The 401-nt window shown below is 75.3% G+C and carries 1 protein-coding gene; it reads left to right on the top strand.

Features of this window, described 5'->3' with window-relative positions; all coding sequences use genetic code 11:
- Window positions 1-401, top strand: a 401-nt coding sequence (locus V5O49_RS00055; RefSeq protein WP_332900446.1) for a hypothetical protein, incomplete at both ends; no start/stop codon positions are given.

Raw genomic sequence — 401 nt, 5'->3', positions numbered from 1 at the left:
GTCGGGGACGGCGTGCGCGGCGGGGTCGGCGTCGGCGACGGCTCGTGGGGCGGCGTCGGGGTCGGGGTAGGCGTGGTCGACGGGGTCGGCGTCGGCGACGGCTCGTGGGGCGGCGTCGGGGTCGGGGTAGGCGGGGTCGAGGGGGTCGGCGCGGGCGACGGCTCGTTGGGGGAGGTGCTCGACGGTGTGGGGGTGCTCGACGGGGGCGGAGACGGCGTGGGCGTGGTCGGCGGGGTTGGAGACGGCGCCGGCTCGTTGGGGGGCGTCGGCTCGACGACCTGGCGTACGGAGACGTGGCTGATCTCCTGCAGCTGGTCGTTGCCGTTCGTCGAGGGCGACTCGACCGTGTACTCGGTCACGCCCGGGCTCAGGTCGATGTACTCGACCGTCGTCGCGGACTT

It is taken from the genome of Isoptericola haloaureus, from assembly GCF_036689775.1.
Lineage (GTDB): Bacteria > Actinomycetota > Actinomycetes > Actinomycetales > Cellulomonadaceae > Isoptericola > Isoptericola haloaureus.
The sequence above is the reverse complement of the archived record's forward strand: the minus strand, read 5'-3'. Positions and strand labels throughout refer to the sequence as shown.